Consider the following 21,572-nt stretch of genomic DNA (forward strand, 5'->3'; position numbering starts at 1 on the left):
CGGTGACCGAGCAAACACGCAACAGCGAAGTTAAGGAAACAGAGCCCGTTTTGCTGCTGCCTAGTGAGATTGAGATCCCTGAACTTGATAAGACAGATGTGCAGAGCTTGTCGGCCCTAATCGTTAGCTTGCGAGAGCGCGGCTTACAAGCCTTTGCACCCATCCGTTTTGCAGCTATCCAGGCTCTTGTGAAGCGCCTCGAGCAGGCTGGTGATCAAGCCGCGTTGAGCAGTCGTTTGCAAAGCCAGGCAGTCACTGGGCTCAATGATTATATTCAAGGCTTGCTGGATACTCGCGAGCAAGTCCAAAGCCAATTTACTGAACTCTTGCAGCGCTTCCCTGAAGCTGAGAGCGAGCTGCGCCGTACTGCCTGTACTTTTGATCAGCGAGCCTTGCAGCGGCTGCAGCGACGCCTGGAACGTCAGCGATCTAGCGGGCCACTGGCCCAGCTGACTGCTGAGTTAAGCGAGTTATCCGAGCTGGCTACTGGTCTGCCTAGCAGTGAGGGCTTTAGTACTGACCTGCAGGCGCAAGAGAAGCAGCTATTAGCGGAGTATCAAGCGGCTTCACTGCCCCGGGCTGAGCTGCGTTCCGCGCAACGTTACCGCCAAGCGATGCTCAGAGTGGGGGCCGAGCAGCTAGTGAATCAAGCGCAAGCACAGTTACCCGCTGACTCTGGGCCGCTCAATCCGCAGCGCTTAGCCACCCGCTCCATCACCCTTATGCATCAACTCTCTGCGAGCTATACGGCGCGCTTTGTGTCTTACATCGATACCTTGTTTTACTTGGAGTCACAACCCAAAGACTAAGGAAGAGCTGACAGCAATTTCTATTGACTGCTATGCTTGGCAGCATGCATAACAGGCGCTAGGGCGCTTCAAGTCAGCATCAATCAATTGAGGATTTCACTTGCAACAAGCACTAGAAACCATGCTCGCGATGCAGCATCGGATGAATACACGAATACATGAGCAGTGGGTGGATCAGAACTTTGCTTGGTATCGGGCAATCTGGATTGAGTGTGCCGAATTGCTGGAACACTACGGTTATAAGTGGTGGAAAAAACAGGATCCAGACTTGGCCCAAGTGCAGCTGGAAGTGATCGATATCTGGCATTTTGGTATGTCAGCCCTATTGGGTACTGGTCGCAGTCAAAGTGATATCGCCGCTGATATTGCATCCCAAGTGGCTGAGTATCAGTATCGCCAGCTAGCAGTTCCTGAGGCGACAGAGACTCTGGCTCAACACGCACTTGAAACGAAGAGCTTTTCAGCTGAGCACTTTTGGGAGCTGATGCTGGCCTCGGGTTTGGATTTTGAGCAACTCTACAGTGCTTATGTGGGCAAGAATGTACTGAACTTCTTCCGTCAGGATCACGGTTATCAGGAGGGTCTCTACCAAAAGAATTGGGATGGCCGCGAAGATAACGAACATTTAGTGGAAGTGGTTGAGAGCTTAGATAAAAGTGCTGATGATTTTGCCGAGCAGATTTACGCTGCTTTGGCTTCCCGCTATAGCAAGCTCTGCGCTGTCAGCTAAGCCATGAGCGGCGATGACGATAAGTTTCTATCCACTACCGCCTTGGCCCGCGAGTTAGAGCTGCCGGTGCAGCAGTTGTTTGTGACGCTGCGCGATTATGGCTGGATCGAGCGCCGAGCAGAGGCCTGGCTGTTAACGAGTAAAGGCGAATACGAAGGTGGCCTGTATCGTGATAGCCGCCGTTTTGGTCGCTATATCGTGTGGCCGAAAACGCTCATACAGCACCCACTGCTCAGTGCCATTGAGTCTAATCAGCGCATCACCGCAGCTTCACTGAGGCGTTTTTATCCCAGTTTGCACCCGCGGCATATCAACCGTGCCTTGGCAGAGCTGGGCCTGCAAACCCACAGCCTCTTAGGGTGGGAGTTAACTCCACTGGGCCAGCGCTGGGGCGGTCAGCAGGCGGAGAGTGAAAATAGCGGAGCATTTTTTGTCACCTGGCCCCATGAAATTGTCGATCACCCAGTGGTCAGGCGGGAGTTGTCACGGCTAGCCTTTGGCAGTGAAGCTGAACTGCCTCAGTCGGAGGAGGGGGAGCAGGATTTGTTTTCCTCTGCCAGCAACGGCGGCCATGACGACGTGCTTGGTATGGACGGGCACCAGTTACAGTCCAGCTTAGAGCGCCGCGTTTGCGACTGGTTGTATTTGGCCCAGTTGGCCCATGCCCATCGTCGCTTACTGCCCTGTGAAGAGGCCATACAGGCTGATTTTTATTTGCCCCAAGGCCATATCTATATCGATTGCTGGAGTGATGATGCAGCGCCGGGAGAGCTCAGCCTGCGAATGCGCCGGCGTGAACTTTATCAAGAACTCGATTTGCGCTTTATCGAAATTAACCAAAAGGACGAGCCCCGCTTAGATGAAGTACTGGTGCGCGCCCTGTTGAAATTTGGTATCCGCTGTTAACTCAATTGCTTTTGGCGCAGTAATACGCCGCATTCCATGTGGTGGGTATAAGGGAACTGGTCAAACAAAGCAAAGCGCTCTATTTCATGGGTCTTGCAGAGTGTAGCTAAGTTATCCGCCAAGCTTTGGGGGTTACAGGAGATATACAAAATGTGCTCGAACTGCGCCACCATGGCCGTAGTTGCAGGATCAAGGCCAGCCCGTGGTGGGTCGACAAACACCGTGCGTAAATCGTAACTGCCCAGCGCTTGCGGCAAGTCTGCTAGGCGTCTAAATTCCCGAGTACCTGCTATGGCTTGGCTGACTTCCTCCGCGGAAAGGCGAATCATCTGCACATTCTCAATGCCATTACGTTCGAGGTTCCAGCGCGCTGCACGAATAGATGTTTTAGACAGCTCAGTGGCTATCACCTGATCAAAGTGCTGGGCCAGTGGTAAAGTGAAGTTACCGTTACCGCAGTACAGCTCAAGCAGATCACCACTCAGTGCAGCCGTTGCATCTAGCGCCCACTCCAACATTTGAATGTTCAGCTGGGCATTCGGTTGGGTGAAGGCCTGCTCATACTGACGATAATAAAACTCCCTTCCTGCTACCGGCAGTATCTCTGTAACATAATCTTGCCTTGGAACCAGTTTCTGCTTACGCGAGCGTCCTACGATATGGATACCGAGTTGGCTGGCAAGCTCTGTCGCTTGCTCCAGCCAAGCTTCATCTAATTTGCGGTGATAGACCAAGGTGATGAGTGTGTCACCAGACAAGGTGCTGAGAAACTCCACTTGGAATATCTTGTGACGCAGCAGGGGCTCACTTTGCAGGTGTTTAAGCAATACAGGCATCAATGACTGAATGGCTTCACAGGCAATGGGAAACTGTGTAATCACGATGGGTGTTTTGGGCTCGCCGGGCCTAAACATCACATAGTGCAGTTCATCGCCTTGATGCCAGAGGCGGAACTCAGCTCGCATCCGAAAAGCGCTGGGCGCAGAGGGGAAAATACTGGCTTCGGGTGGCTGGTAGGCTGCCAGTAAGTTTTGTACCACTTCGACTTTATCAGCCAATAATTGCTCATACTGTTCCGGGGCGAAGTTACTAAGTGGCACGGGCTAATGTCTCCTGTTTGCGGTTTTGCCAAAGTTCTTTGGCACGCGCCATGGCGCTCTGGTTTGATAGTGAAGGCTCTAGTAATAAGAGTGCTGCGGCGGTAGTCGAGAGGGTGGCCAATAAACCGTAGGCTTCCTCGCGCTGCTCCAGCCATAGTGCCTGAAGGGGTTCAACCGATGGCTGCGCTACCGCTGCTGCTCGCTCTGTTAATGTTCTAGGCAGTTCTCTGCTCAGCGGCTGGCCGTTAAATTGCAGCATTAGCCGGGTATCGGCATGGGGCCTGATTTCCACCTCACCGCTGTCACCTTTAAATACCAGAGAACTGTGTTGCTCGAGTAAGGCATCACAGTCCTGGTGGAGCAGCGCATATGCTGGGTGGAAAATACTCTGGATGCTCGCTGGGGCCTGCAGTGGATTGAGCATGCGGGTCAAAGTGTTGACCGGGGAGCGCAGGCCCAGCAAAGGTTTTAGCTGCAGCAAATCGTACAGTGCCGAAGAGAACTTGTTCAGAGCTAGATAACTAAAGTTTTGCTCAGCTAGCTGCTGCTCGACATCTTGCCAGTTTTGCGCAGTGCTAAGTCCCAATTGCTGTAGGGCATCGCCGGTATAGAGTCGGCCGGGCGTGTGGCCACCCGCGCCGTGAATGAACACGCGATAGCCAGCCTCAGCCAGTAATAGCATCGACAAAATATACCAGGGATGCTGGTGTTTTTTGCCGGCGTAGCTCGACCAATCAAGCTCAGCTGAAATACTCGCAGGAGGGCTTATCATTGTGTCGCGGCAAGCCTCTACAAAGCCGGCGAGTTCAGCCGCAGATTCTTCCTTAACCCGCAGCAACATCAGGAAAGCACCTAGCTGCAAGGGCTCAACAGCATCCTTGAGGATCATGCTAAAGGCTTCCCTTGCTTCACTTTGGGTCAGCGAGCGAGAGCCACTTTTGCCTTTTCCTAAGATGCGGACATAAGCTGCGAAAGGGTGCTCCGCTGAGACCGTTTCAGACATGAGGGACGAGCTCCTGTAGTGCTGGATTAGAGACAGTTATCGGGCTTGGGTAGGCCAGCCAGTTTGCTGCCTAATTTGGCCGGCGAGCCGGGGAACAGTTTAAGCAGGTAAAGGCTAGTTCCTTTATCCTTGCCCAGCTTTTGCGCGCTGTACTTTACCAGTGCACGCATGGCGGGCGATGAGTCAAACTGGGCGTAATAGTCCCGAAGTAAATACAGTATTTCCCAGTGCGCGGCCTCCAGTTGGATATTTTCGCTAGCAGCTATTTGTTCAGCCACATCCGGCGACCATTGATTGATATCGCGCAGAAAGCCTTCTGGGTCAAATGCAGTATCGGGCAGTAGCATCGATGATTCGCTTTAATACCAAGCTTGCTGGCTGGGGAAGCGCTCTGAAAGCTCGACAAAGCCGTCATAATCCAAGGGCTTAAAGCATTCTGCTAAACGCTTTTCTAGGCCCGATGCACGGGCGTCGGGCTCTAGTATGTAGAGTTCGGCGCCACTGTTTTGCAGTGCTTTTGCCGCTTCTGTGTCCTTAATGGCGCCATACACACCATCGCCAAGTAAGAGCAGTGCATCTTGTGGCCCGAGCATACGCAGGCACTGGGCGAAGGCGCTTTGATTTGGCGTGGCATTTAAGGTGTGCAGGGGCATCTTAAAAACTCAAAATGTGATCGTGATCGGCCAGCATTTGGCGCATCGCAGGATCATCTAGCAAAATGACATCGATGGCTAAATCATGACTTGTGAGGCCGTATTCTAGCAAAGCTGTCTGATCGACAAATACCTGATCGATATCGTAAAGGGGCAGAGACTCAAGAACCCGGCCGTGGCTCCGAGTGCCGACAGCACTGGCATCTTGATCGGAGACTAATTGCAGCACAGCATCGCCCATAAACAGCAAGCTAGGAGCTTGCTCAAAAGCCGCTGCCGCCAGTGCGGCATCCACTGCGGCACGGGCTAGGCTGCCACCGTAGGGTGCATGGCGGGTCAGCAAAAGCACTTTCTTTGTCTGCGTCATGAGGGGCCGCCAAAGGTCAGCAATCTATCCACCTCAGCAGTGGCTTCAACCAATAGCCCAAGGCCGCCCAGGCTGAAAGCTGGGTGAAGGGTCTGTGCTTGGCGTTCATAACGCGCCGCCTCACTAGCATCCAGCAAGCCGCGTTTTAGCGCAGAGCTGATACAGAGGACTAGGTCGAGATTGTGACGCTCGCCTAATTCGGCCCAGAGCGCTACGGGGTCGGCTTCGCCCTGAGGATATACCGATGTTGCCAGGCCTGAACTAGTGCCTTGGTCAAGAAAGAACACACGGTGAATTTTATGACCACGAGCCAGTGCTGCTTCAGCGAAGCGCAATGCACTCAGATTGCTGAGGCCAGAAGCCGGGGAGGCCAATACCAACAGCGCGTAATTCACCGGCACTCGCCTTGGGGCAGAAACAAAAAACCCCGGTGCTTGGCACCGGGGTTCGGGGTAGCGCGCTGAGTCTTAGTCATCGCCAAAGGCAGTGAGCAGGCTCAACATGTGAATGAACAGGTTGTAAATGCTCAAGTACAGAGAGATTGTAGCGCGAATGTAGTTAGTTTCACCGCCGTTAATGATACGGCTGGTATCAAAGAGGATCAGGCCAGACATGATCATCACCACTGCTGCAGAGATGGTCAGTGACAGTGCTGGTATGTTGAGGAAAATGTTAGCAATCATTGCTACCACTGCCACAAGCAGACCAACCATCAAAAAGCCACCCATGTAAGAGAAATCCTTACGGGTAGTCAGTGCGTAGGCTGAAAGGCCAAAGAACACGACAGCGGTACCACCAAGGGCTTGCATCACTAAGGCTGGACCGCCGGGCATGCCAGCATAGTAGTTCAGCATGGGCCCAAGAGAGGCGCCCATTACACCAGTGAAGGCGAAGATAGCCACTAGACCTTTGCTGCTATCAGCCATCTTATTGACGACAAATAACAGGCCAAAGCCAACCAGCGATAAGATCAGCGCGGCGCCTTGGGGCAGGCCCATCGCCATTGAAATACCAGCAGTTAATGCGCTAAAGGCCAGTGTTAGGCCCAGCAGCATGTAAGTGTTTTTCAGTACCTTATTCGTGCTTACCACCGAGCCTATCCCAGCGGCATTTGCATTGTACTCGTTCCGGTACATCGGATTGTTTTGCATTACATACTCCATAGTGCACGGCACATCATGTGCTTCATGTGATTAGACACATAATAAGGGCGAAGTTTCCAAATTCCAACTGATATCGGAATTAGCCCATGCTTTAGAGGCTAAAGTGGAGGATTTGTTGCGCAAGGCAAAAAAAACGGGCTCCTAGATATCTAGGAGCCCGTTGTAGATGGCGGTGGGCCAGGGATTCGAACCCCGGGGAGGGATAAACCTCCAACGGTTTTCAAGACCGCCGCTTTCGACCACTCAGCCAGCCCACCTAAAACTTTTGTCACTCTTGCACTGCGCTCAGCAGCGAAGAAGGCGGCATTATACAGCGATGTAAAAAGGACACAAGAGCTCTTGGCCACTTGTGCCCTAGAACTTTACATTTTTTTTAGGATTGCGCCGGCAGCTCGCTTTCCTCAGCAGCATCTTGTTCTTTCAGCTCAGCTACTGGCGCTGTTTCTGTTGCCGGAGTTGCTGCTGTGCTAGGCGCGGGACCTCGGGGGTCATTACTGGCTCGCAGGGTCACGCGGCCACTGGGTTTAGCCGGTGGCGCAATCACATCGCTGAACAAAACCGGGTGGCTAGTGGTAATTGCCACCTCAGTGACCGGTTTAGCTGCGACACGTGGGTCGTTAGTAGCCCGGCCATCAGCGGTCAGTCCCCTTGCTGCAGCGGCTTGACTACTGGCTGGCTCAGGAGCACTAGTTGCTGCTTTCGCTTCAGCTTCAGCTTCAGTCTCAGTCTCAGTCTCAGGGCTAGTATCTGCCACTGGCTGCTCTGCACTTGCTGTTGCGCTGAGCTTAGTAGCGGATTCAGCCTTGGCCTGCGCCGCTGTTTCGCTAGGAGCTGTTTGTTCTTGCTCTGAAGTAGCAGCGGGGGCTTCTGTAGCTGTCGGCTCAGGCTGTTCAGGCTGTTCAGGCTGTTCAGTCGGCGCAGTGCTGGCAGCTGTTTCTTTAGCTGGCTCTGTCGCTTGCTCGGCTTTCTGCTCGGCATTTGTTGCGCCAGTGGGCTCTTGCTGAGCAACCTTAGCTGGAGCGCTGTGACCTAGCGCTGCGGCCGCTGCTTGGCTACTTGCAGGGCTGACCGTCTCAGCACTCGCTGAGCTAGGCTTGGCCTCATCGTCAGTGGTGCTCTTCGCAGAGACCTTGCTTTGCTCGTCAGTACTGACTGCAGAGGACTGCGTCGCCGCATCATCAGCGGGGCGCGGTCCACGGTTGCGGCGACGGCGACGCGGTTCGCCACGCTGGTCACTGGGTCGCTTGCGAGGTTGATCACCATTAGAGGAGTCATCGCGGCTAGTAGCTTGTTCGGTGCTTGCTACTTCCTCAGTGTTTTGCTTTTGGCTGTCAGAGCTGTCGCGCTCTGGGCGACGGCGGCGCTGCTGATTGCGACCATTGCGCTCCTCTTTGCGGGACTCTTGCTTAGTATCCTGATCGCGCTCAGCTAAGCTTGATTCGGTATTGAGGGCTTTTTGCTGGTTTCCGTTCTGCTCGCGCTCTTCGCCATTGCGGTTGCGGTTCTTACCACCACGGCGACGGTTATTGCGATTGCGGTTACCCTGGGGCTTGTTTTCGCGCTCGTTGTCATCTGCGCGCTTAGAGCCTTTTGAGTTCTTGGCTTCTGACTTTTTCTTTTTCTCAGGAGCTGCAGCTGCAGTGCCAAATAGGGCTGCCATCAAACGAGCAAAGAGGCCTTGTTTGGCTTTCTTTTTGCCCTTGTGGTGTTTCTTGCCTTTAGCTTTAGGCGATTTTTTCTGTGCTTTAGCTTCTGCGTCAGTGTTGTTAGATTCTGGTGCCGGAATGCTGCGTTTAACGCCTTTCACTAGGGCTTCTTGCTGTGGCAGAGCCGCTGAGTGAGTGTCAGATATCTGATCGGTTTCGGGCACGGTGATATCTATTTTATAGCTGGCCGCTTCGCCTTCAACCTCGTCGTCGCGTAAGCGCTGTACTTCAAAGTGGGGCGTTTCAAGGTTCGGGTTAGGAATCACCAAGACCCGGGACTTAGTGAGTTGTTCAACTTCACTCAAGGCCAGGCGCTTTTCGTTCAGCAGGTAGGCGGCAACGTCCACCGGTACAATCGCGCGAACTTCCGCACTGCGCTCTTTGCTGGCTTCTTCGGCTAGCAAGCGCAGTATAGAGAGTGCCAGTGATTTGGTGTCGCGAATGGTGCCTTGACCAGTACAGCGCGGGCAGACGATTGCGCTGGTTTCACCAAGCGATGGGCGCAAGCGCTGGCGCGACATCTCAAGCAAGCCAAAGCGTGAAATACGACCTACCTGAACGCGGGCTCGGTCGATTTCTAGGGCGTCGCGCATGCGGTTTTCAACGGCGCGCTGATTGCGTGCCGCAAGCATGTCAATAAAGTCGATGACCACCAAGCCGCCCATATCGCGCAAACGCAATTGGCGGGCGATTTCGTCGGCTGCTTCGAGGTTGGTTTGTAAAGCGGTGTCTTCGATGTCGCTACCGCGGGTAGCTCGGGCCGAGTTAATGTCAATTGAAACCAGCGCTTCGGTGGGGTCAATGACGATGGAGCCGCCTGAGGGCAGGCGCACTTCACGCTGGAAGGCGGTTTCGATTTGGCTTTCGATCTGGAAGCGGTTGAATAGCGGGATGGCATCTTCATAGCGACGGATGCGGTCTTTGTACTGCGGCATGACCATGCTGACAAAGTCGATGGCTTGGGCAAAGGCATCGTCAGAGTCGATCAATACTTGGTCGACATCATCGCGCAGATAGTCGCGGATGGCGCGGATGATTACGTTGCTTTCTTGGTAGAGCAGCACGGGTGCCTTTACCTTGGTGCTGGCATCGGCAATGGACTGCCAAAGTTGCAGTAGGTAGTTGAGGTCCCACTGTAACTCCTCGGAGTTGCGACCTACTGCTGCGGTGCGGGTGATAACACCCATGCCATTGGGAATTTCAAGGGTTGATAGGGCGTCGCGCAATTCGCTGCGCTCTTCACCTTCGATGCGACGTGAGATACCGCCGGCGCGAGGGTTATTAGGCATCAATACAATGTAGCGACCGGCTAAGCTGATAAATGTGGTAAGGGCTGCACCTTTATTGCCACGCTCTTCCTTATCTACCTGAACAATAACCTCGGTGCCTTCTTTAACGACATCCTTGATCTTCATCCGACCATCGACGGCGCCGGGGTCGCGGTAGAAATATTCTCGGGCAATTTCTTTTAGGGGGAGGAAGCCGTGACGCTCAGCGCCGAAGTCGACAAAGGCTGCTTCCAAACTGGGCTCAACGCGGGTGATTTTACCTTTGTAGACGTTGGATTTTTTTTGCAGACGGGTACGGTTTTCGATGTCCAGATCGTAGAGACGTTGGCCGTCGACCAGCGCAACGCGCAACTCTTCTGGTTGAGTTGCATTGATAAGCATTTTCTTCATAGTGCCATATACCTGATTCGCGCAGGTCTGGCGGGGCTTAAGATCAGCTGTACAGCCGGCAATTGCCGGGCATATGGTGGGCCGACAGGGTGGCAGCGAGATTTCCAATTTATGGCTGCCAAGCCTGTGGCACTACGCGATACGTTCAGGTGTTCATGTATCATCCCGCGCCGCAGGGCGGCCGGTCAGCATTGAGGCGGTTAGCTACTAGCGCTGAACCTGCCTTTTTGGTAGTGTCGCAGCACCTGAACCCTGCGACTACGCTGTGATATTCCGTAAACTGATTCTGTGTCCCGGCAGACGCACTGCGCGGTTTAAATTATGTCGCTTCGCGGGATTGTTCGGCAGCAGGTGTGTTGTATCACCCGTTCATCGAGCTCGCGTCGACATCCCTTACAGATGTGTGGTGTTTACTGACGGAGCCGTGCAATTCATCGGCAGGCCCTACCTTCGCCAGTGGCTTGTCGATTCCCCAATCAATCGTTGTCTTGACAGAGGGCGGCCACACGGTGGCGACTATAACAGCACTTTATAAGTGCTTCAATTGTAAAAATTTTTCCCTTTCGAGACCAGCAGGAGCAGCACTTGAGCGAAAAAGACCAATCCCAGCCAGCAGTAGCGGTGAGCTGGCTTGAAATTAGCGAGGAAGATGCTGGTCAGCGTTTAGATAACTACTTGCTGCGAGTGCTCAAGGGAGTGCCAAAAACCCGTATTTACCGCGGTCTGCGCAAAGGTGAATTTCGGGTCAATAAGGGGCGGGTCAAGGCTGATTACCGTATTAAAAGCGGCGATGTGCTACGCCTACCGCCGATACGCACTCCGGCGGCGGGTGAAGTGCCTGTTGTACCTGGCTTTTGGCTGGAGCAGCTTCGGCAGCGGGTGGTTTATGAGGATCCGGGGCTCTTAGTGCTCGACAAGCCTTCCGGTCTGGCGGTGCACGGAGGCAGCGGGCTTAACTTTGGCTTAATTGAGTGTTTGCGCCAGTTGCGCCCCGAAGATCGCCGCTTGGAGTTGGTCCACCGCCTAGATCGCGATACTTCGGGCCTGATCATGGTCGCGCGCAAGCCGGCCGTCCTACGTGAGCTGCATCAGCTATTGCGTAGCGACAAGGTCGATAAGCGCTACCTGGCCTTAGTGGCGGGTAAGTGGCCGCGAACTTTAAAGCTTGTTGATGCGCCGCTGGAGAAAAATATCGTGCAATCTGGCGAGCGCATGGTGCGCGTGTCTAAAGAGGGCAAGCGTTCGCTGACCGAGTTCTCTGTGGTGGAGCGCTTTAAGGAGGCAACCTTGGTCGAGGCCAAGCCCATCACTGGCCGCACGCACCAAATCCGAGTGCACGCTCAGCACGCCGGCTTTCCCTTGTTGGGCGATCCAAAATACAGCGATGCGAAAAGTGAGGCGCTGTGTCAAAAGCTGGGGCTAAAGCGGCTCTTTCTGCACGCTTGGTCGTTGCGCTTTAGCTTGCCCGATAGTGGCCGTTTGGCCCTTCAGGCAACTCTGGATGACGACCTAGAATTTATATTAAACCTACTTCGTAAGTAATTGATAATGATTGTTATATTTGACTGGGATGGCACCCTATGCGACTCCATAGACGGCATTGTGCAAGCGATGCAGGCGGCCGCCCAGGAGCTGTCTATAGAGTCGCCAGAAGTCGATGCGGTGCGCAATATTGTCGGCCTGGGCTTACCCCAGGCTGTGCAGCGCTTGTTTCCAGATAAGAGCGAAGCGGGCAGGTTGGCTTTGGCCGAAGCCTATTCACGGCAATATATAGCAGCGACTGCTGAGCCAGTAAGGCTCTTCGACGGTGCGCGGGAGATGCTGGAGAATTTGCGGCAATCGGGTTTTGAGTTAGCTGTGGCCACCGGTAAGAGTCGTCGCGGTCTAAATCGAGTACTCGCCGGTCTGGCCATGGAAGATTATTTTGATGCGACCCGCTGTGCCGATGAGACTAAATCTAAGCCTGACCCACTGATGCTGCGCGAGATTCTGGCTGAGCGTGGCTTTGCAGCCGAGCAAGCCTGGATGGTAGGGGATAGTGAATATGATTTGGCGATGGCAGCCAAGCTCGGCATGCCTTCGGTAGGGGTCAGTTTTGGGGTGCATTCGCCCGAGCGCCTGCGCCAACACAACCCTCGGCATCTGCTTGATGAGCTCGGCGAACTGCCTGAGTTATTGCTCAGCGCTAGAGCTTAAGCCAGGACAGGGTGCCCGGCGCGCTCTAGCATCTTGGTCAGGGCTATTAATGGCAGCCCTTCTAGGCTGGTAGGGTCATCCCCAGATAGGCGCTCAAATAAGGCGATCCCTAAGCTTTCCCATTTGAAGCTACCGGCGCAATCGTAGGGGCGGTCGCGCTGTAGATAGTGCTCGATTGCTGTATCGCTCAGCTGGCGAAAGCTGACGCTGAAGGGCTCGACATGATGGAGCGCCAAGTTGGGAGCGAGCATTGCGATAGCGGTATGGAATACCACCGTGTTGCCGCTACAGGCCTTGAGTTGAGTCCTGGCGCGCTCGTGGTTGCCAGGTTTGCCCAGCAGCTGTCCTTGTAGGGAGGCCACTTGATCGCTACCAATGACAGTGGCTTCGGGATGAAGCTTGGCCACCGCCCGCGCTTTTTCATCGGCCAGTCGCTCTGCAAGTGAAGCGGGTGTTTCGCCAGCCTTGGCTTGCTCATCTATGCCAGGCGCAAGGCAGCTAAAGGGCAGGCCTAGGCGTTCTAATAAGCGTTTGCGGTAGGGTGAGGTGGAGGCGAGTATTAATGTCTTCATCATTGATTGGGCTCAGTGCGTGCGGGGCCTGTGAAAAATCACCTTAATAGGCTGTATTTTAAAGATGTTTTTGACAAAGTCCCATTCCGACCCTATGATGCGCGCCTATGTTGACTGAGCCCCTCCCGACAACGCTGGATATCCGCAAAGCGGCAGCGCGTGGCGTGAGTATCAGTGGGGTGTTAAAACCGCTTGAATTACAACGTTTCCGGGCTTTACTGGCCGCGGATGACGGTGTTATTGAAGCGTTTTTGGCGTTTTCCAAAGACGATGAAGGCCGTTTCCTGATCGAGGTGACGACAGACGCACAGGTGATTGTGACTTGTCAGCGCTGTCTTGACCCGATGCCAACCCGCCTGCAAACCAGCCATGTGCTGGCTGTGGTTTGGTCGGATGAACAGGCGCGCAATCTTCCGCGACACTTGGAGCCACTGATCCTTGAGGAGGAAGCCGGCGAGCTGTGGGAGCTGGTGGAAGACGAACTCGTACTGGGTTTGCCTCCTTACAATTACCACGAGCGCAAAGATTGTAATGAGGTATTGGTGGACCTTGCCGCTGCCGAGCCAGAAATGGCACCGGAAGAAGAGAGGCCCAACCCCTTTGATGTGCTGGCGCAATTAAAGCCCAGCGAGAAAAATCAGGAGTAAATCATGGCTGTTCAAAAGAGCAAAAAAACCCGTTCGCGTCGCGGCATGCGTCGTTCACACGATTCCCTGCCGACTAACACGCTGAGCGTGGATCAGACTTCTGGTGAAACCCACCTGCGTCACCACGTCACTGCAGACGGCTTTTATCGCGGCAAGAAAGTCGTAGATACTGGCAACGACGACTAAGCGAATTCGATCCTGACGTTCTGAAAGGCGCCAGGTTTGTTCGACACGGTACATCGCACCGCTGCTCGAATAAGCGGGGTTGGCTCTTGCTGTCCCCGCATTTCCCTCCAGGCAGTGCTGTATGCACTGTCAACTTTGCTTTCTCCGTCTTATAGATTATCGCCGCCCCGATCCATTGGACCGGCGCATCTTCCTGCCTGCAGGATTGCCGCTTTCGGGTTCGCTGCGGCTGTTACTGAACAGGGTTGACGCTATGACTACTCCATCCGCTTTTATATTTCCAGGCCAAGGCTCGCAAAAAGTCGGCATGTTGGCCGATGCTTACGCTGCATTCACAGCAGTGCGCGACACTTTTGAAGAGGCCTCCACTGCTTTGGGCTACGACCTATGGGACCTAGTCCAGAACGGCGAGCAGGAAGCGCTCAACATGACCGCTACCACCCAGCCGGTACTGCTGACATCAAGTGTCGCTTTATGGCGTGCTTGGTTGGAGCAGGGCGGGGCACAGCCGGCAGTCATGGCCGGACATAGTCTGGGTGAATTTAGCGCCTTAGTTTGCGCCCAGTCGCTGGGTTTTGCTGACGCTGTGCAACTGGTTCGCCAGCGCGGTGAGTTTATGCAGACGGCAGTGCCGGTGGGCGAGGGCGCCATGGCCGCTATTATTGGTTTGGACGATGCAGCTATCGTTGCCACTTGTGCAGAAGTGGTCGCATCAGGTGCAGGTGAAGTTGCAGCAGTCAACTTTAACTCCCCAGGTCAGGTGGTGATTGCTGGCCATACTGCAGCTGTTGATGCCGCGATCGCAGCACTCAAGGAGGCGGGGGCAAAGCGCGCCATGCCACTGCCAGTGAGCGCCCCTTTCCATACCTCATTGATGAAGCCAGCCGGTGAGCGATTGGCGCAGGCCATGGCTGGTCTGAGCATTGCAGCACCGACCATTCCGGTTATTCATAATGTGCACGCAGAGGCGGAGCAGGACCCGGAGCGCATCAGAGAGCTTCTGGTGCAACAAATCTATAGTCCGGTACAGTGGACAGCCTGTGTGGCTAGCATTGTCTCCCGTGGTATCACAGAGATGGTAGAGTGTGGGCCAGGCAAAGTGCTGAGCGGCCTGAATCGCCGTATTGATAAGTCCTTGAACAGCCACTCACTCGAGGACCCAGAAGCACTGCAGGCGACTAAGCTTGCTTTGACTGGTCAGAAATAATAAGGAGTCAAATTGGTATGGCGGAAGAACAGAAAGTCGCCTTAGTCACCGGTGCCAGTCGTGGCATTGGTCGCAGTATTGCCGAGCGCCTAGCGGCTGATGGTTTTATTGTAGTTGGTACAGCTACCAGTGATAATGGGGCCCAAGCGATTTCCTCTTACCTGCAGGCCGCGGGTAACTCTGGATGCGGCATGACACTAGATGTTTCAAGTGACGACAGTGTGAGCGCGGTGCTAAAGAGCTTGACAGAACAATACTCGGCGCCTTTGGTATTGGTTAACAATGCCGGTATTACCCGTGACAACCTGCTGATGCGCATGAAAGCGGATGAGTGGAGCGATGTCATCGATACAAACCTCAACTCATTATATCGAGTGAGTAAGGCCTGCCTGCGGGGCATGACCAAAGCGCGCTGGGGTCGTATTGTTAACATTACTTCAGTGGTAGGCTCTATGGGTAATATGGGGCAGAGCAATTACGCCGCAAGCAAGGCCGGTGCCGAGGGTTTTACTCGCGCACTCGCTCGTGAGCTGGGTTCCCGCGCTGTGACAGTTAACAGTGTGGCCCCCGGTTTTATCGATACTGACATGACCCGTGAGCTCTCAGATGAGCAGCGTGATTTAATGTTGGGCCAAATTCCCTTGGGGCGTTTGGGTCAACCGGAAGAAATTGCCGCCTTGGTTGGATTCTTGTGTAGTGATGTAGCAGGCTACATTACAGGCGAGACTCTTCATATCAATGGTGGTATGTATATGGCGTAAGCCAAGGAACCTTTGTACAATCATGGCGCGGCGCAACGCGTCTAAAACGAAAGAACTTCTTACTGGCTTGAAAAACAGAGTAAAATCAGTCGTTCAGCCGGTTTGTTGGTTTGATTAAGCACTAAACTCAGGAGTGACCTAATATCATGAGCAGTATTGAAGAACGCGTTAAGAAGATCGTTGCAGAGCAACTTGGCGTCAAAGAAGAAGAAGTACAGACAGAAGCCTCCTTCGTAGAAGACCTGGGTGCAGACTCATTGGATACTGTCGAACTGGTTATGGCGCTGGAAGAAGAATTCGAAACTGAAATTCCAGACGAAGAAGCTGAAAAGATCACCACTGTGAAGTTGGCGATTGATTACATCAGCGAAAACCTCGCCTGATATTTCCACACTGTACCGAAAAGCCGTTTCTATTTAACATAGAGCGGCTTTTTCTCGTTATAGCACCACCCGATTAAATTTTACTAAGGAGCTTGCGCCGTGAATGGCAGAAGAGTAGTTGTCACAGGCCTTGGCATGGTGAGTCCCCTCGGGCTGACTGTTGAAGATACCTGGCAGAATATTCTCGCGGGCAAGAGCGGAGCCGCTACGATTGAGGCTTTTGATGTTTCCGCGTACTCCACCCAATTTAGTGCTAGTGTCAAAAACTTTGACCCGAGCCCTTATTTGGCGGCCAAAGAATCTCGCAAGATGGATGTCTTTGTGCAATACGGCATGGCTGCCGGTATTCAGGCCATGGAAGACGCAGGCCTAGAAATTACTGAGGCTAACGCTGCCCGAGTAGGAGCTGCGATAGGCTCCGGTATCGGTGGCATTGGCCAGATAGAAAAAAACACTGAAATAGTACGCACATCAGGGCCGCGTAAAATCTCACCCTTCTTTGTACCCGGTTCAATTATCAACATGATTGCCGGTAACCTGTCGGTGAAATACAACATGCAGGGACCAAACTTAGCCATTGTGACCGCCTGTACCAGTGGCACGCACAATATTGGCCTCGGCGCGCGCCTTATTGCCCAAGGTGATGCCGATGCCATGCTGGTCGGCGGTGCTGAGATGGCGACCACACCAGTAGGTTTGGGTGGCTTTGCCGCAGCCAGAGCACTTTCCACGCGCAACGACGATCCAGCCGCGGCCTCGCGTCCCTGGGATAAAGACCGCGATGGTTTTGTGCTCGGTGATGGTGCTGGCGTGATGCTGCTCGAAGATTATGAATCGGCCAAAGCTCGCGGGGCTAAAATTTATGCCGAGCTGAGCGGTTTTGGTATGAGCGGTGATGCTTTCCACATGACGCTGCCGCCAGAAGATGGCCGCGGCGCCGCTGCCGCCATGCGCAACGCGATTCACGATTCAAAAATACCGGTGGATCAAATCGATTACATCAACGCCCATGGCACCTCGACTCATGCTGGCGATAAGGCTGAAAGCGAAGCCATCAAGTCGGTGATGGGCGCAGCAGCCGAGCAGGTAGCGGTTAGCTCAACTAAGTCGATGATTGGTCACTTACTCGGTGCAGCAGGCGCTGTAGAGGCCATTTTCTCAGTGCTGGCACTGCGCGACCAAGTGGCGCCACCAACGATCAACCTCGATAATCCCGACGAGGGCTGCGATCTCAACTACGTGCCTCATAACGCACAAGAGCGCATCATTCGCAATGTGCTGTCTAACTCTTTTGGTTTTGGTGGTACCAACGGTTCACTCTTGTTCAGCAGGCTTGACTGACTGCGCCCCCAGTGCCTCAGGATGAAGTGATTTGGGTCGATGGCGAGCGCTCAGCAAGCTTGCCATTGCCCGACCGCGGCCTGTCTTTTGGCGATGGCCTGTTTGAAACACTACTCATTGTCAATGGCAGATCGCCTTGGCTGGATTACCATCGCCAGCGCCTCGAAGCTGGCTTGGCTGCTCTGCACTTTCCCGCCTTGGGTAGTACTTTTGATGAGGCCGTGGCGCTTGCCCTAAGCAGCCTGGCCCCTCAAGCTGTCGCGGCGCTGCGCATCACCGTGACCCGCGGTAGCGGACCGCGGGGTTATCAAGCCCCCAGTCCAACAGTGCCGCGCTTGGTGGCTCAACTGAGCAGCCTGTCCCTCGACCCCTTTACTTGTCCAGCGCCGGCAAAGCTGGCGGTATCCTCGCTAAGGCTGGCCTCACAGCCACTACTGGCAGGAATCAAACACCTCAATCGTCTCGAACAGGTCTTGGCGACCCGGGAGTTTCGTGCGCAGAATGTCGATGAGGCAGTGATGTGCAATCAACAAGGGCAGGTGGTATCGGTGGTGGCGGGCAATCTCTTTGCGGTTGTCAAAGGTGAGTTATACACGCCAAGCCTGCAGGATTGCGGTGTGAGCGGTACTCGCCGCAGGGCTCTTATAGAGCGCTGGGCACCGCGTTTAGGTTTAACAGTTCATCAGCAAGCGCTGTCATTGGAGCAGTGCTTAGATGCCGATGAGTTGCTGTTTTGTAATAGCCTGCAAGGCCTTCGTGCGGTGGCGCAGCTGGGGGCGAAATGCTGGGGGGAGCATCCTCTTAGCCAGGCCCTGCAACAGCAATACCTGGCGGATTTGCAGCAGAGCGTGGGCTTATGAAACGCGTATTATTGTGGTTCTTAGTGATCTGTAGCTTATTGGCGCTGCTGTTAACGGCCCTGGGTTTTGAGCTAAAGCGGCGCTGGGAGCAGCCTCTAGCCATTAGCGAAGAGGGCTTGTTGTTTGAGCTAAAACAAGGCGACAGCCTCAATAGTGTCGCCCATCGCCTAGTGGATCAAGGGCTGCTTGACCAGCCCTACATGCTGACTCTCTATGGCCGACTTACTGGCCTCGATAGCCGTTTGCAGCGCGGTGAATATCTGTTGCCCCATGGGCTAAAGCAAGCCGAACTGCTCGAGCTCTTGCTAAGTGGCAACGTGGTGCAGTATCAAGTGACCATCCCTGAAGGTCTGACCCTAAGGCAAGCTTTAGAATTATTGGCTAGGCAAGAGTCTTTAGAGCGCAGCCTTGATGGTCTGGAAGATGGAAGGATTGCAGCCCTCACTAAAAATTACCCCAGCCCTGAGGGCTTGTTTTTACCAGAAACCTATCGCTATGTTCGCGGCGATAGTGATTGGAATATTCTACAGCGCGCCTTTGCTGCGATGCAGCGTTTGTTGGCTGAAGAGTGGCAGGATAGAGATGATGAACTGCCACTGGCAAGCCCCTACGAAGCCTTAGTGCTGGCTTCTATCATTGAGCGCGAGACCGGCGTAGCGAGTGAGCGCGGGGAAATAGCCGGTGTGTTTGTGCGCCGTTTGAATAAGGGCATGCGCCTGCAAACTGATCCCACAGTGATTTATGGCCTGGGCAGCGAGTTTGACGGCAACTTGCGTCGAAGTCATTTGCGGGACGAGGAAAACCCTTACAACACCTATCGTCATCACGGCTTGCCACCGTCGCCTATCGCCTTACCCGGTGCTGCAGCAATACATGCAGCATTGCACCCTAAGGATGGCGATACTCTGTTTTTTGTTGCCCGGGGAGATGGCAGCCATGTATTTAGTGCCACCCTTGATGCCCACCAGCGAGCCGTGCGTAAATATCAGCTGCGCCGTCGTGCCGATTATCGTTCCACACCACAGCCAGAGGTAAAGTAGTGCCAAATCAAGCACCGCCCAGAGGACTATTTATCACCGTAGAAGGCGGAGAGGGCGTGGGCAAATCGACCAATATTGAATACCTTCGGCGCTACCTTGTAGAGCATGGAGTGGATTTAGTGGTCAGTCGCGAGCCCGGCGGTACGGCTATGGCAGAAGATATTCGCCAAGTCTTGATCAGCTCACGAACTGAGCCAGTGGCTGCTATGACAGAATTGCTGTTGATATTTGCAGCGCGGGCGCAGCACATTGAAACAGTGATTGAGCCAGCTTTGGCCCGTGGGCAGTGGGTGCTATGTGATCGTTTTACTGATGCTACTTACGCTTATCAGGCCGGCGGCCGTGGGATGGACCCAGAACTCATCCGCCATCTAGAACAGCTTGTACAGGGAGACTTGCGCCCCGACATCACCTTGCTACTGGATGCTACAGTTGCTGTTGGTATGGAGCGGGCTAGAGATCGCGGCGCCCTCGATCGCTTTGAGCAAGAGCAATTAGAGTTTTTCGAGCGCGTGCGCTCAACCTACCTGCAATTGGCCCGAGAGAGTAGCGGTCGCTACCGAATTATTGACGCCAACCAAGACTTAGCACAAGTACAACAGCAGTTGCATGGAGTTTGTGAAGAGCTACTGGATTGCTGGGGTGTAAGGCAGTGATAGAGCTGAACGCGCTGCCCGTAATTAGTGCGCCACTGCCCTGGCAGAGTGATGCCTGGTCACAATGTCTTCAGCAATTGGAACAGGGGCGTTTCCCCCATGCTTTACTTATTTCTGGCGCCCCGGGTATCGGTAAGTCGCGCTTTGCCCTCGCTTTGGCCCGACTGCTGCTATGCCACCGTCCCAATGCGGGGCACAACTGCGGCGAATGTCCCGCCTGCGAGCATAGCCGGCAAGGCACTCACGGTGATTTTCGCTGGGTGCAGGCAGAGGGTGATAGCCGGGTAATCAAGGTTGATCAGATCCGCGATGCCATTAACTTTGCCCAATGGACTGCGGGTTTTGGTCAGCGCAAAGTGCTGGTGCTGGCGCCAGCCGACGACATGAACATCAATTCGGCCAACGCCTTACTGAAATCCCTGGAAGAGCCCGCTGCTAACACCCATATGATTCTCGTTTGCCAGCGCCTTCATGGCGTACCGGCAACGGTTCGCTCGCGCTGTCAGTTACTGAAGTTGCCCTTGCCTGAGGCTGCACTCAGCTTGGACTGGCTCGATCAAGTTACCGGTGATCGACAGAGCAGTAGCGCGCTACTTAAGATTGCCGAACAGCGCCCCCTGCAAGCTGAGCAATTATACCGCGAGGCCGGTGCTGAAGGGGCGCTGCAACAGGAAGATGCCCTGACTGCTTTGGTTGAGCATCGCATGAGCGTAGCTGAAGTCCACAAGGTGTTGGGTGAAGTGCCGCCCCCTGAGTTGTTGATTGTATTGCTGAGTTTTGTCGAGCGATGGATTAAAAATATGGACGCAGCAAGCTTAGCCGCATCTGGGCGAAGCGCCTTTGCCTTACTCGATAGCTTGCGTCTGCAGCAGGTGGCGGTAGCCGGAGGCTCCAACCCGAACCGGCAACTGTTCACTGAGTCACTACTTATTCGCCTGCGGCGAGAGTTGGGCCCTGCACAAAGCAATGCTAAGATGCCGCGAAATCGGAGGGCCATGACCAAATGAATGACCAAGTTCGCCATAGCCGCAATGGCATTCTCTCGCTGACTATCAAAGACCCCGCGGTACTGTATTCAGCCTATATGCCATTTTTGACCCATGGCGGTCTCTTCGTGCCGACTAATAATAGCTATCAGTTGGGTGACGAGGTATTTATGCTGCTCAGCCTGCTTGACGAATCGGAAAAAATTCCTGTCTCCGGCAAGGTGGTCTGGGTGACCCCGAGAGGCGCTCAGGGTAATCGCGTGGCGGGAATTGGTGTGCAGTTCTCCGAGGAAGACGCCGAGCTCAACCTTAAAATTGAAAACCATTTAGCGGGTACTTCGGGCTCAGCGCGTCCGACACATAGCATGTAGCTTGGAGTTGGACATTGTTAATGCGCTTAATGTTTAACTTTAAGATAAGGCTCTAAGCTATTGATATTATGTTATTGCGCATGAAAAAATGGGTCCCGGGGAGGGACCCAATAAGACCATTAGGAGTGAAACATTAGGAATTGCTTCCTTAAAGGAACATTGGGTGTGCTCCTTGCAGTCACCCGATAGTGCTAGGGGATAGGTAACTGCACCCTTAGTATGGCCTATAAGTGGTAATTTTCCATAGTTT

At 54.0% G+C, this 21,572-nt stretch carries 25 protein-coding genes and 1 tRNA gene; 16 read left to right on the plus strand and 10 right to left on the minus strand.

Annotated elements, in window-relative coordinates; translation table 11 throughout:
• Positions 1-2: 2 nt before the first annotated feature.
• From H2508_RS03455 to H2508_RS03465, 3 genes are all read left to right on the plus strand, one after another.
• Positions 3-809, plus strand: coding sequence for a DUF2894 domain-containing protein (locus H2508_RS03455; protein ID WP_182168979.1), 807 nt, complete (start codon positions 3-5; stop codon positions 807-809).
• A 100-nt stretch (positions 810-909) separates the two neighbouring features.
• Positions 910-1,539 carry a dUTP diphosphatase gene (locus tag H2508_RS03460; protein WP_235964787.1) on the plus strand — a complete coding sequence of 210 codons (630 nt, stop codon included), beginning with the start codon at positions 910-912 and terminating at the stop codon, positions 1,537-1,539.
• Between the two features lie 3 nt (positions 1,540-1,542).
• Positions 1,543-2,445 carry a hypothetical protein gene (locus tag H2508_RS03465; RefSeq protein ID WP_182168980.1) on the plus strand — a complete coding sequence of 301 codons (903 nt, stop codon included), beginning with the start codon at positions 1,543-1,545 and terminating at the stop codon, positions 2,443-2,445.
• Here the strand turns inward: H2508_RS03465 and trmA are convergent.
• The 9 genes from trmA to rne form a co-directional block, all read right to left on the minus strand.
• On the minus strand, positions 2,442-3,545 hold the full coding sequence (gene trmA, locus H2508_RS03470) for a tRNA (uridine(54)-C5)-methyltransferase TrmA (RefSeq protein ID WP_182168981.1): 1,104 nt from the start codon (positions 3,543-3,545) through the stop codon (positions 2,442-2,444). The genes H2508_RS03465 and trmA overlap by 4 nt on opposite strands.
• Complete coding sequence (locus tag H2508_RS03475) at positions 3,535-4,548, minus strand: glycosyl transferase family protein (protein ID WP_182168982.1); 1,014 nt, start codon at positions 4,546-4,548, stop codon at positions 3,535-3,537. The genes trmA and H2508_RS03475 overlap by 11 nt, the downstream gene beginning before the upstream one ends.
• Before the next feature lie 26 nt (positions 4,549-4,574).
• Entirely contained in the window at positions 4,575-4,895 is a 321-nt protein-coding gene (locus H2508_RS03480; RefSeq protein ID WP_182168983.1) for a TusE/DsrC/DsvC family sulfur relay protein, read from the minus strand.
• Between the two features lie 12 nt (positions 4,896-4,907).
• On the minus strand, positions 4,908-5,201 hold the full coding sequence (tusB, locus tag H2508_RS03485) for a sulfurtransferase complex subunit TusB (RefSeq protein WP_182168984.1): 294 nt from the start codon (positions 5,199-5,201) through the stop codon (positions 4,908-4,910).
• Between the two features lies 1 nt (position 5,202).
• Positions 5,203-5,568, minus strand: coding sequence for a sulfurtransferase complex subunit TusC (tusC, locus tag H2508_RS03490; RefSeq protein WP_182168985.1), 366 nt, complete (start codon positions 5,566-5,568; stop codon positions 5,203-5,205).
• Complete coding sequence (gene tusD, locus H2508_RS03495) at positions 5,565-5,963, minus strand: sulfurtransferase complex subunit TusD (protein WP_182168986.1); 399 nt, start codon at positions 5,961-5,963, stop codon at positions 5,565-5,567. Before tusD ends, tusC begins: the two co-directional genes overlap by 4 nt.
• A gap of 72 nt (positions 5,964-6,035) precedes the next feature.
• A complete protein-coding gene (locus H2508_RS03500) occupies positions 6,036-6,719 on the minus strand; it encodes a Bax inhibitor-1/YccA family protein (protein ID WP_182168987.1) in 684 nt (227 codons plus the stop codon).
• 179 nt (positions 6,720-6,898) lie between these two features.
• Positions 6,899-6,988 (minus strand) — tRNA-Ser (locus tag H2508_RS03505).
• A 116-nt stretch (positions 6,989-7,104) separates the two neighbouring features.
• Complete coding sequence (rne, locus tag H2508_RS03510) at positions 7,105-10,116, minus strand: ribonuclease E (RefSeq protein ID WP_182168988.1); 3,012 nt, start codon at positions 10,114-10,116, stop codon at positions 7,105-7,107.
• A 585-nt stretch (positions 10,117-10,701) separates the two neighbouring features.
• Here rne and rluC point away from each other — a divergent pair.
• Positions 10,702-11,658: a 23S rRNA pseudouridine(955/2504/2580) synthase RluC gene (gene rluC / locus H2508_RS03515; protein ID WP_182168989.1), complete on the plus strand. Its 957-nt coding sequence runs from the start codon at positions 10,702-10,704 to the stop codon at positions 11,656-11,658.
• Between the two features lie 6 nt (positions 11,659-11,664).
• Positions 11,665-12,312, plus strand: coding sequence for an HAD family hydrolase (locus H2508_RS03520; protein ID WP_182168990.1), 648 nt, complete (start codon positions 11,665-11,667; stop codon positions 12,310-12,312).
• On the opposite strand, the gene H2508_RS03525 is transcribed toward H2508_RS03520, so the two are convergent.
• Entirely contained in the window at positions 12,309-12,887 is a 579-nt protein-coding gene (locus H2508_RS03525; protein WP_328799303.1) for a Maf family protein, read from the minus strand. The two genes, H2508_RS03520 and H2508_RS03525, sit on opposite strands and share 4 nt — an antisense overlap.
• A gap of 104 nt (positions 12,888-12,991) precedes the next feature.
• Here H2508_RS03525 and H2508_RS03530 point away from each other — a divergent pair, with 104 nt between their 5' ends.
• From H2508_RS03530 to H2508_RS03580, 11 genes are all read left to right on the plus strand, one after another.
• Positions 12,992-13,531 (plus strand): YceD family protein, encoded by a 540-nt coding sequence (locus H2508_RS03530; RefSeq protein ID WP_182168991.1) that lies wholly within the window; start codon positions 12,992-12,994, stop codon positions 13,529-13,531.
• Between the two features lie 3 nt (positions 13,532-13,534).
• Positions 13,535-13,717, plus strand: a complete 183-nt coding sequence (gene rpmF / locus H2508_RS03535) for a 50S ribosomal protein L32 (RefSeq protein ID WP_182168992.1) — start codon at positions 13,535-13,537, stop codon at positions 13,715-13,717.
• A gap of 253 nt (positions 13,718-13,970) precedes the next feature.
• The gene (gene fabD, locus H2508_RS03540; RefSeq protein WP_182168993.1) at positions 13,971-14,924 is read left to right on the plus strand and encodes an ACP S-malonyltransferase; all 954 of its coding nucleotides are present in this window, start codon (positions 13,971-13,973) and stop codon (positions 14,922-14,924) included.
• Positions 14,925-14,941: 17 nt separating this feature from the next.
• Positions 14,942-15,685: a 3-oxoacyl-ACP reductase FabG gene (gene fabG / locus H2508_RS03545; protein ID WP_182168994.1), complete on the plus strand. Its 744-nt coding sequence runs from the start codon at positions 14,942-14,944 to the stop codon at positions 15,683-15,685.
• A gap of 146 nt (positions 15,686-15,831) precedes the next feature.
• Positions 15,832-16,068 carry an acyl carrier protein gene (acpP, locus tag H2508_RS03550; protein WP_182168995.1) on the plus strand — a complete coding sequence of 79 codons (237 nt, stop codon included), beginning with the start codon at positions 15,832-15,834 and terminating at the stop codon, positions 16,066-16,068.
• A gap of 99 nt (positions 16,069-16,167) precedes the next feature.
• A complete protein-coding gene (fabF, locus tag H2508_RS03555) occupies positions 16,168-17,409 on the plus strand; it encodes a beta-ketoacyl-ACP synthase II (protein WP_182168996.1) in 1,242 nt (413 codons plus the stop codon).
• 11 nt (positions 17,410-17,420) lie between these two features.
• On the plus strand, positions 17,421-18,269 hold the full coding sequence (pabC, locus tag H2508_RS03560) for an aminodeoxychorismate lyase (protein ID WP_182168997.1): 849 nt from the start codon (positions 17,421-17,423) through the stop codon (positions 18,267-18,269).
• Complete coding sequence (gene mltG / locus H2508_RS03565) at positions 18,266-19,309, plus strand: endolytic transglycosylase MltG (RefSeq protein WP_182168998.1); 1,044 nt, start codon at positions 18,266-18,268, stop codon at positions 19,307-19,309. Before pabC ends, mltG begins: the two co-directional genes overlap by 4 nt.
• Positions 19,309-19,965, plus strand: coding sequence for a dTMP kinase (gene tmk, locus H2508_RS03570; protein WP_182168999.1), 657 nt, complete (start codon positions 19,309-19,311; stop codon positions 19,963-19,965). The genes mltG and tmk overlap by 1 nt, the downstream gene beginning before the upstream one ends.
• Positions 19,962-20,972 carry a DNA polymerase III subunit delta' gene (gene holB, locus H2508_RS03575; RefSeq protein WP_182169000.1) on the plus strand — a complete coding sequence of 337 codons (1,011 nt, stop codon included), beginning with the start codon at positions 19,962-19,964 and terminating at the stop codon, positions 20,970-20,972. Before tmk ends, holB begins: the two co-directional genes overlap by 4 nt.
• Positions 20,969-21,322, plus strand: coding sequence for a PilZ domain-containing protein (locus H2508_RS03580; protein ID WP_182169001.1), 354 nt, complete (start codon positions 20,969-20,971; stop codon positions 21,320-21,322). Before holB ends, H2508_RS03580 begins: the two co-directional genes overlap by 4 nt.
• Positions 21,323-21,572: the final 250 nt, after the last annotated feature.

It is taken from the genome of Sediminihaliea albiluteola (genome assembly GCF_014077625.1).
In the GTDB taxonomy this organism is placed as follows: Bacteria; Pseudomonadota; Gammaproteobacteria; order Pseudomonadales; family Halieaceae; genus Sediminihaliea; species Sediminihaliea albiluteola.

Bases quoted from the DNA above. Each gene is read 5' to 3' on its own strand.
- tusB (WP_182168984.1), bottom strand. From the start codon at position 5,201: ATGCCCCTGCACACCTTAAATGCCACGCCAAATCAAAGCGCCTTCGCC.
- H2508_RS03520 (WP_182168990.1), top strand. From the start codon at position 11,665: ATGATTGTTATATTTGACTGGGATGGCACCCTATGCGACTCCATAGAC.
- fabG (WP_182168994.1), top strand. From the start codon at position 14,942: ATGGCGGAAGAACAGAAAGTCGCCTTAGTCACCGGTGCCAGTCGTGGC.
- tusC (WP_182168985.1), bottom strand. From the start codon at position 5,568: ATGACGCAGACAAAGAAAGTGCTTTTGCTGACCCGCCATGCACCCTAC.
- rne (WP_182168988.1), bottom strand. From the start codon at position 10,116: ATGAAGAAAATGCTTATCAATGCAACTCAACCAGAAGAGTTGCGCGTT.
- rpmF (WP_182168992.1), top strand. From the start codon at position 13,535: ATGGCTGTTCAAAAGAGCAAAAAAACCCGTTCGCGTCGCGGCATGCGT.
- fabD (WP_182168993.1), top strand. From the start codon at position 13,971: ATGACTACTCCATCCGCTTTTATATTTCCAGGCCAAGGCTCGCAAAAA.
- mltG (WP_182168998.1), top strand. From the start codon at position 18,266: ATGAAACGCGTATTATTGTGGTTCTTAGTGATCTGTAGCTTATTGGCG.
- H2508_RS03475 (WP_182168982.1), bottom strand. From the start codon at position 4,548: ATGTCTGAAACGGTCTCAGCGGAGCACCCTTTCGCAGCTTATGTCCGC.
- H2508_RS03525 (WP_328799303.1), bottom strand. From the start codon at position 12,887: ATGATGAAGACATTAATACTCGCCTCCACCTCACCCTACCGCAAACGC.
- H2508_RS03465 (WP_182168980.1), top strand. From the start codon at position 1,543: ATGAGCGGCGATGACGATAAGTTTCTATCCACTACCGCCTTGGCCCGC.
- H2508_RS03580 (WP_182169001.1), top strand. From the start codon at position 20,969: ATGAATGACCAAGTTCGCCATAGCCGCAATGGCATTCTCTCGCTGACT.
- H2508_RS03530 (WP_182168991.1), top strand. From the start codon at position 12,992: ATGTTGACTGAGCCCCTCCCGACAACGCTGGATATCCGCAAAGCGGCA.
- acpP (WP_182168995.1), top strand. From the start codon at position 15,832: ATGAGCAGTATTGAAGAACGCGTTAAGAAGATCGTTGCAGAGCAACTT.
- H2508_RS03500 (WP_182168987.1), bottom strand. From the start codon at position 6,719: ATGCAAAACAATCCGATGTACCGGAACGAGTACAATGCAAATGCCGCT.
- H2508_RS03480 (WP_182168983.1), bottom strand. From the start codon at position 4,895: ATGCTACTGCCCGATACTGCATTTGACCCAGAAGGCTTTCTGCGCGAT.